This is a genomic window from Actinomadura sp. 7K507, assembly GCF_004348425.1.
GTDB lineage: Bacteria > Actinomycetota > Actinomycetes > Streptosporangiales > Streptosporangiaceae > Spirillospora.
Genome location: NZ_SMKK01000009.1, coordinates 69,133 through 76,799, shown reverse-complemented (window position 1 = coordinate 76,799; position 7,667 = coordinate 69,133). Strand labels below are relative to the sequence as shown.

At 72.6% G+C, this 7,667-nt stretch carries 7 protein-coding genes; 4 read left to right on the top strand and 3 right to left on the bottom strand.

Annotated elements, in window-relative coordinates; all coding sequences use genetic code 11:
- Positions 1 to 202: 202 nt before the first annotated feature.
- Both E1285_RS03895 and E1285_RS03890 read right to left on the bottom strand, forming a co-directional pair.
- Positions 203 to 1,390: an alpha/beta hydrolase gene (locus E1285_RS03895; protein WP_132148078.1), complete on the bottom strand. Its 1,188-nt coding sequence runs from the start codon at positions 1,388 to 1,390 to the stop codon at positions 203 to 205.
- A complete protein-coding gene (locus tag E1285_RS03890) occupies positions 1,387 to 2,889 on the bottom strand; it encodes an FAD-binding protein (RefSeq protein ID WP_243722533.1) in 1,503 nt (500 codons plus the stop codon). The genes E1285_RS03895 and E1285_RS03890 overlap by 4 nt, the downstream gene beginning before the upstream one ends.
- Before the next feature lie 159 nt (positions 2,890 to 3,048).
- On the opposite strand from E1285_RS03890, the gene E1285_RS03885 reads away from it, so the two are divergent.
- Genes E1285_RS03885 through E1285_RS03875 form a run of 3 tightly spaced genes read left to right on the top strand, consistent with a single transcriptional unit; the run spans position 3,049 to position 5,267 of the window.
- Positions 3,049 to 3,663: a TetR family transcriptional regulator gene (locus E1285_RS03885; protein ID WP_132148076.1), complete on the top strand. Its 615-nt coding sequence runs from the start codon at positions 3,049 to 3,051 to the stop codon at positions 3,661 to 3,663.
- A gap of 48 nt (positions 3,664 to 3,711) precedes the next feature.
- Positions 3,712 to 4,461 (top strand): SDR family oxidoreductase, encoded by a 750-nt coding sequence (locus E1285_RS03880; RefSeq protein WP_132148074.1) that lies wholly within the window; start codon positions 3,712 to 3,714, stop codon positions 4,459 to 4,461.
- A 29-nt stretch (positions 4,462 to 4,490) separates the two neighbouring features.
- The gene (locus tag E1285_RS03875; protein WP_132148072.1) at positions 4,491 to 5,267 is read left to right on the top strand and encodes an SDR family oxidoreductase; all 777 of its coding nucleotides are present in this window, start codon (positions 4,491 to 4,493) and stop codon (positions 5,265 to 5,267) included.
- A gap of 87 nt (positions 5,268 to 5,354) precedes the next feature.
- Here E1285_RS03875 and E1285_RS03870 read toward each other — a convergent pair whose 3' ends face one another.
- A complete protein-coding gene (locus E1285_RS03870; RefSeq protein WP_132148070.1) occupies positions 5,355 to 6,275 on the bottom strand; it encodes an SDR family NAD(P)-dependent oxidoreductase in 921 nt (306 codons plus the stop codon).
- A gap of 231 nt (positions 6,276 to 6,506) precedes the next feature.
- Here E1285_RS03870 and E1285_RS03865 point away from each other — a divergent pair, with 231 nt between their 5' ends.
- A complete protein-coding gene (locus E1285_RS03865) occupies positions 6,507 to 7,667 on the top strand; it encodes a steroid 3-ketoacyl-CoA thiolase (protein ID WP_132148068.1) in 1,161 nt (386 codons plus the stop codon).

Genomic DNA, 7,667 nt, shown 5'->3' with positions numbered 1-7,667 from the left:
GGTATGGGACGCGGGCATGTGTGCGGGGCGGGCGCAGGCGTATCGGGCGGCGGCTGATCAGGTCGAAGAGGTGCTGATCGAGTCGCTGGAGCTGTGGGAGCAATACGAGCGCCAGGTCGGCGAAGGCGGACGCTGACGTCCCACCAGGGAAGCCGGTGCGTGGCCCCGTCCACCCTCCAGGCGACGAGGCCACGCACCTTGCTCAGCAGTCGCTCGGCGGGGTTTGGCCGCCGCGGAGGGCTTCGACGTATCTCAGGCTCTCTTCGAACGACACGTCGATGAGGGCGCGGTGGTCGGCGCCGTCGAACTTGCCGTACGTGACGCCGCCGTACCTCTTGCACAGGTCGGCCACCACGCTGTCGGTCGCCCCCGGTGTGACCTGCGTGTCGGCCATGCCCTGGAGGACGAACGTGGGCACCTTCAGGTGCAGGCCGAGCGGTTCCTGTGAGCGGAGGTAGGTCTCCAGCGGCGCCAGGTCCGCGTCCGGGCGGAACACGTCCTCCGGCGGCAGGTCCGCACTCATCTCCCTGAGCTGGGCCGTGCACGCGTTGGTGCGGGTCGCCTCGACTAGCGGGGCGGCCTGCTCGGTCACCAGGTCCTCCGGCACGAGGGACGGGTCGGCGGCCTGCGCGCCGGTGAGCATGACGAACAGGAACGGCAGTGCGCCCTGCGCGCCCGGAAGCCCGGCCCTCACGTAGCCGGGGGTCTGGCTGATCGCGGAACCGGGGGCCAGCGCCAGGGAACCCTTGAGCCGGACGTCCTGTGGCGTCTGCCGCTGCGCGGCGGTGAACAGTGCCGCCTGGCCGCCCTGGCTGTGGCCGACCGCGTACCAGTCGCGCCCCAGACGCCGGTCCAGCTTGCGGGCGGCACGCACGATGTCGGCGACGGTGTTGGCGTGGCTGACGCCGTTCATGTACGGGTGGCCGCCAGGGGTGCCGAGGCCCTCGTAGTCGGTCTGCACGACGGCGTAGCCCTTGGCCACCCACTTGTCCAGATACCGCTCGGTGTAGGCCAGGTAGTCGTGGGCCGGGCCGGTCGGGGTGTCGGCGGACGGGGCGCACACGTCGGCGGTTCCGGTCGTGCCGTGCGCCCAGCTGATCACGGGCCAGCCGCCGCGCGGCGCCTCGCCCTCCGGGATCGCCACCGTGCCGGTCACGGTGATCCGCTTGCCGCCCACGCCCTCCGAGGTGTAGGTGATCTTCCGGTTGGCGGCGGCGCTGGGCAGCGCCGCCGCGTTCGTCAGCGGGTCGCTGTCCAGGAGCCTGCCGCGATGGCCCGGCGGGACGCCGTGGTCACCGGCCTGCGCGGGGACGGCGACGATCCCTGCCGTCCCGGCCAGGGTGACCGCCGCGGTGGCGAGGACCGCGGTGCGCGTCCTGACGGATCTCATGGGGAGCTCCTCTGGATGTCCTGGACGGCGCGGTACGCGAACGCCATCGCCGAGCCGATCGGGATGCCCGGCCCCGGATAGACGGGGCCGGTGAACGAGGCGCTGGTGTTGCCCGCCGCGTACAGCCCGGGGACGGGACGGTCCGAGCCGTCGAGGACGCGGCCGTCCGGGTCGGTGCGCAGCCCGCCCTTCGTGCCGAGGTCGCTCAGGACGACCTTCGCCGCGTAGTACGGCGGCCGGTCGACCGCCACGACGCACGGCTTGCCGCCGGAGAAGTAGAGGTCGTAGGGGTCCTCGCCGCGGTGGAAGTCCTCGTCCACGCCCTTGTCCGCGAAGCCGTTGAACCGTTCCACGGTCGAGGTCAGCGCCTCCTGGGGGATTCCGGTCTTCGCGGCCAGCTCGGCGAGCGTGTCCGCCTGGACCCACGCGCCGGACGCGATCTGGTCGTCCGGCACCAGCGGCGGGACGGAGATCGCCGGAAGCCCGGAACGCGCGTCGAAGATCAGGTGGAAGGGCCCCCGGGCGTCGGCCATCCGCCGCCCCATCTGGTCGTACGGGAGCGACTCGTTGGCGAAGCGGCGTCCCGACCCGTCCACGATGAGCCCGCCCCGGAAGCCGAGCGTGAACGCCGGGCGGCCGTCGGGGGTCAGCAGGCCGGGGCAGAACCACGCCTGGTCGAGCAGCCCCGTGGACGCGCCGGCCCGCACGGCCGCCTCGATGGCGTCGCCGGTGTTCGCGCCGTCGGGCGCCATCGTCCATTCCGCGTCGCCCGGCACGCCGCCCGCGTCCCGCAGCGCGATGGACGACTCGAACCCGCCGGCGGCCAGCAGCACCCCGCGCGACGCCCGCAGCCGGAGCGAACCGGCCCGCACGCCGGTGACCCGGCCGTCCTCCACGATCAACTCGGTCAGCGGGGTCTCGGTCCGGACGAAGCCGTTCCCCGTCGCGGTGAGCGCCAGCAGCAGCCGCCCGATCAGCGAGCGTCCCTGCACCATCGGTTTCGACGCGTGGCCCCGCCCCGCCCGGTCCCTGTCCACCGGCGGACGGACGAGGCCCGCGAGGTCGCCGAGCTCCTCGACCGGCAGCTCCAGCGGCACGAACGAACGCCCCATGTCCAGGCGTCCGGGGGCGTCGAAGTAGTCGGGGAACGCCTGGAACCGGAACTCGATCGCCGGGTCCTTCTCCAGGAACTCCACCAGTTCGGGCGCCGTCGACAGGAACGCCTCCCGGTGCGCCGCGCCGCCGTCACCGAGAACCGCCCGCAGATACGTGCGCGCCGACTCCGTCGAGTCGCCGATCCCGGCCCGCTCCTGGACGCGCGTCCCGGGCAGCCAGATCGCCGAACCCGAGTACGCGGACGTCCCGCCGAGCACCTTCGTCTTCTCCAGGACGAGCGTCCGCAGCCCGCCGGACGCGGCCGCGAGCGCACCGGCCATCGCTCCGGCGCCCGATCCGGCCACCACCACGTCGTACTCGTCGTCCCACCTGGTGTTTCCCACGGGGCATCCCCTCCCGTTCTCGGCGCGGGCACAACGTAAACGCGGGCCGAGCCGCGGCGGGACCCCACGTCCCACTGACCGGTATCGCGGATCGCCGGGACGGCCGGGGATCCGGATATTGTTCCCTGTCAGCAGCAGGAATGGACCGGGGGGAGGACCGTGGCGAGGATCGCAGCGGGCCGGCTGTCGGCCGAGCCGAGCTCACCCGAGCAGCACGACCGGCGGCAGCGCATTCTGCGGGCCGCGTCCCGTATCGGCACGGAGAAGCCCCTCGAACGGGTGCAGATGCACGACGTGGCGAAGGCGGCCGGTGTCGCGATCGGCACCCTGTACCGGTACTTCCCGTCGAAGGTCCACCTGTTCACCGGGGTGATGGCGGCGCAGGTCGACCGGCTCCGCGACCAGGTCACCCAGCCCGCCCCCGGCACCGCCCCCGAGGACGCGGTCGCCGACATGCTGGTGCAGGCCAGCAGGCACCTGATGGCGCAGCCCGTCCTGTCGACGTCGATGCTGCACGCGTCGAACACCGCGCACGTCGCGACCGTCGCCGACACCGTGCACATCGACGACACCTTCCGCGAGATCCTGCTGCGCGCCGTGGGCATAGAGGACCCGACCGTCCACGACGTCCGGCTCGTCCGCCTGCTGATGCAGTGCTGGTACGGGGTGCTCCAGTCGAGCCTGAACGGCCGCGCGTCCATGGCGGACGTGGAGAGCGACATCAGGCTGGCCTGCCGGCTGCTCCTGGCGCCCCGCTCGAACGCCTCCCGGTGATCGGGATCGTCCCGGCGCACGCTTCCGGGACGTGGCTACCGTGCCGCCATGAATCGCTATGACGGCGTGAAAGTGCTGCTCACGGGAGCGGCGTCGGGCATCGGACGGGCCACGGCGATCCGCCTGGCCGCCGAGGGGGCCGCGATCTACGCGGTGGACGTCTCGGAGAAGGGCCTCGCCGAGACCGCCGCCGCGGTCACCGGCCCCGGCACGATCACCACCCGCACGGCCGACGTGACCGACGAGCCCGCCGTCATCGCCGCCGTGGCGGACGCGGCGGACACGCTCGGCGGCATCGACGCCCTCATCAACGTCGCGGGCGTCCACAAGACCACCCCGATCGAGACGCTGACGGTGGACGACCTCAACCGGCTGTTCTCCGTGAACCTCGTCGGGACCGCGCTGTTCTGCCGCGAGTCCCTCAAGCACCTCCCGGACGGCTCCGGCGTGATCGTCAACACCGCGTCGCTGTCGGCGACGCAGGGCAACCCGTTCATGACGGCGTACGCGGCGTCCAAGGGCGCGGTGCTGGCGTTCTCGCTCAGCCTCGCCGCGGAGCTGACCGGCCGCCGCATCCGCGTCGTGCCGATCTCCCCGGGCGCCGTCGACACCCCGCTGATCAGGGCCGCCGACATGTTCCCCGAGGGTCTCGACCTTGGCTACTTCTCCAAGATCCGCTCCTACTTCGGCGCGGCGGACCCGGAGCAGATCGCGGCCGCGATCGCGTTCGCCGCCTCGTCCGACGCGGGCTACTTCACCGGCGCCGACCTCCGCGTCGACGGCGGCGCGCACACATAGCGGTGCGTACACAGGAAAGGGACACCCACATGGCACGGACCATCGCCGTGAGCGGCTCGGCGTCCGGGATCGGCGAGGCCCTCGCCGCGATGCTGCGCGACGCGGGCGACACCGTCATCGGGATCGACCTGCGCGACGCCGAGGTGTGCGCCGACCTCAGCGGGCCGGAAGGCCGGTCGCACGCGGTCGAAAGGACGCTGGAGCTGTCGGGCGGGACGCTCGACGCCGTCGTCGCCTGCGCCGGCGTCTCCGACTTCACCGTCCTCCCGGTCAAGGTCAACTACTTCGGCGCCGTGGCCCTGCTGGACGGCCTGCGCCCCGCCCTCGCCCGCGCCGGCGCGCCCCGCGCGGCCGTCGTCGGCTCCATCTCCGGGACCCACCCGGTGGACGCGGCCATCGTCCGCGCCTGCCTCGACGGCGACGAGGATGCGGCGCTGCGGGCCGCCTCGAAGGTCGTCGAGGCCGGTGCCGGGAACCAGACGTACTCGTCGTCGAAGTCGGCGCTCGCCCAGTGGCTGCGGCGGGCCGGCGTCACCCCGGAGTGGGCGGGGGAGGGCATCCCGCTGAACGCGATCGCGCCCGGTGTCGTCCGGACGCCGATGACCGAGCCGCTGTTCGCCGACGAGGGCATGTTCAAGATCATGAACGAGGCGGTCCCGATGCCGCTGAACGGCTACGCGGACGCGGCGGTGATCGCCGAGGCGCTGCGCTGGCTGATCTCGCCGGCCAACAGCCACATGACGGGGCAGGTCATCTACGTGGACGGCGGCGCCGAGCCGACGCTCCGCGGCCCGGAGGTCTTCTGAGGGCGCCGGGTCTTCTGAGAGGCCGGGTCTTCTGAGGGCGCCGATGGCCGCCCCTCGCGCCGCGGGCGGCCATCGGCGGGTCCGGTATCAGTACTTGCTGGTCTCGGTGTTGTCGAGCTTGGCGACGCTGTAGGCGGCGTAGGTCTTGTGGGGTTCGCGGCCCTCGAAGTAGGGGGTGATCTGCTCGCCGAATTCCTCGACGGAGAAGACGCCGTCCGCGGCGGTGAACTTCTGCTCCACGGTCGGCGCGGCCATCAGCGCGACCATGTCGCCGTAGACGACGAACACCTGCCCGGTGACGTTCTCGGACGCGGGTGAGGCCAGGTAGCCGACGAACGTCCCGACCCGCTCGGGCGCCATGGCGTCGAGACCGCCCGGGGCGGTGCCCTCGTTGAACGTCGCCTCGGTCATCGCGGTCCGGGCGCGGGGGCAGATCGCGTTGGCGCGCACCCCGTACCGGCCGAGGCCCGCGGAGGTCGACAGCGTGAGCGCCACGATGCCGGCCTTGGCCGCCGAGTAGTTCGGCTGGCCCGGCGACCCGAACAGGAACGCCTCCGACGCGGTGTTGACCACCCGTCCGTAGACGGGGCCGCCGGCGGCCTTGCTCGCGGCGCGCCAGTGCACGGCCGCGGCGCGGGACACGGCCGCGTGGCCCTTCAGGTGGACGTGGATGACGTCGTCCCAGTCCGACTCGGCCAGGTTGAACAGCATCTTGTCGCGCAGGACGCCCGCGTTGTTGACCAGGACGTCGAGGGAGCCGTACGTGTCGACGGCGGCCGACACCAGCGTGTCTCCCATCGACCAGTCGCCGACGTCCCCCTTCACCGCGACGGCCTCGCCGCCCGCCTTCTGGATCTCCGCGACGACGTCGTCGGCCGCCGGCCCCATGTCGTTGACGACGACGTTGGCCCCCTGCGCGGCCAGGGCGAGGGCCTCGGCGCGGCCCAGCCCGGCGCCCGCGCCGGTGACGATGGCGGTGCGGCCCGCCAGGGACAGGTCAGCGTTCATCGGGTGCCTCCGGATCGATGTTCAGGGTCGCAGGCCGGAGGCTAGTACGAATTCTATTTCGGGTGGACGACCCGTCCCGCTGAACGGGTCCCCGTGCCGGCGCGAACGTGTCGGCCGCGAACGGCGAGGACCGCTGAGTGGGACCGAGCTTGCCCACGAACGAGAATGAATTCTAGTCTCCAGCGACGGCGCGGAACCCGGCGCCCGTCTTCACCGAGCGTAGGAGAGTCCATGGCCGAGGCCGTCATCGTCGATGCCGTCCGGACGCCGGTCGGCAGGCGTCACGGAGCCCTGTCGGGCCTGCACCCGGCCCAGCTGCTCGGGGCGACGCAGCGGGGGCTGCTGGAACGTTCCGGCCTCGCGCCCGGCGCCGTCGGGCAGGTCGTCGGCGGCTGCGTGACGCAGGCGGGGGAGCAGTCCAACAACGTGACCCGCAACGCGTGGCTGTACGCCGATCTGCCCTACGGGACGGCGTGCACGACGATCGACTGCGCGTGCGGGTCGTCCCAGCAGGCCGTGCACCTCGTCGCCGGGCTCATCGCGTCCGGGGCGATCGACGCCGGTATCGGATGCGGCGTCGAGGCGATGAGCCGGGTGTTCCTCGGCCAGGCGCTCACGCCCGGGACCGGCAGTCCGGCCCCCGACGGCTGGGAGATGGACATGCCCGACCAGTTCACCGCCGCCGAGCGCATCGCGAAGAAGCGCGGCATCACCCGGGAGGACGCGGACGCGTTCGGGCTCGCGTCGCAGGCCAAGGCGAAGGCGGCGTGGGCCGGCGACCGGTTCGCGGGACAGATCCTCCCGGTCGAGGCGCCGGTCATGACCAAGGAGGGGCCGACCGGCGAGACCGCCGTCGTCACCCGCGACCAGGGGCTGCGCGACACGACCGCCGAGGCCCTCGCCGGACTCAAGCCGGTCATTCCGGACGGCATCCACACCGCCGGGAACTCGTCCCAGATCAGCGACGGGGCGGCCGCCGTGCTGCTGATGTCGCGCGAGCGGGCCGCCGGGCTGGGACTGCGTCCCCGCGCCCGGATCGTCGCGTCCGGGATGGTCGGCTCCGACCCGTACTACCACCTGGACGGGCCGATCGAGGCGACGCGTCACGTCCTGGACAAGGCCGGGATGAAGCTGTCCGACATCGACCTCGTCGAGATCAACGAGGCGTTCGCGTCGGTCGTCCTGTCGTGGGCGTCCGTCCACGAGCCGGACATGGACAAGGTCAACGTCAACGGCGGCGCCATCGCCCTCGGCCACGCGGTCGGCTCCACCGGCGCCCGCCTCATCACGCAGGCCGTGAACGAGCTGGAGCGGTCGGACGGGTCCACCGCGCTCGTCACGATGTGCGCGGGCGGCGCGCACTCCACGGCCACCATCATCGAACGGATCTGA

Excerpts from the sequence above, each read along its gene's own strand:
- E1285_RS03895 (WP_132148078.1), bottom strand. The coding sequence starts at position 1,390 with ATGAGATCCGTCAGGACGCGCACCGCGGTCCTCGCCACCGCGGCGGTC.
- E1285_RS03880 (WP_132148074.1), top strand. The coding sequence starts at position 3,712 with ATGAATCGCTATGACGGCGTGAAAGTGCTGCTCACGGGAGCGGCGTCG.
- E1285_RS03875 (WP_132148072.1), top strand. The coding sequence starts at position 4,491 with ATGGCACGGACCATCGCCGTGAGCGGCTCGGCGTCCGGGATCGGCGAG.
- E1285_RS03870 (WP_132148070.1), bottom strand. The coding sequence starts at position 6,275 with ATGAACGCTGACCTGTCCCTGGCGGGCCGCACCGCCATCGTCACCGGC.
- E1285_RS03865 (WP_132148068.1), top strand. The coding sequence starts at position 6,507 with ATGGCCGAGGCCGTCATCGTCGATGCCGTCCGGACGCCGGTCGGCAGG.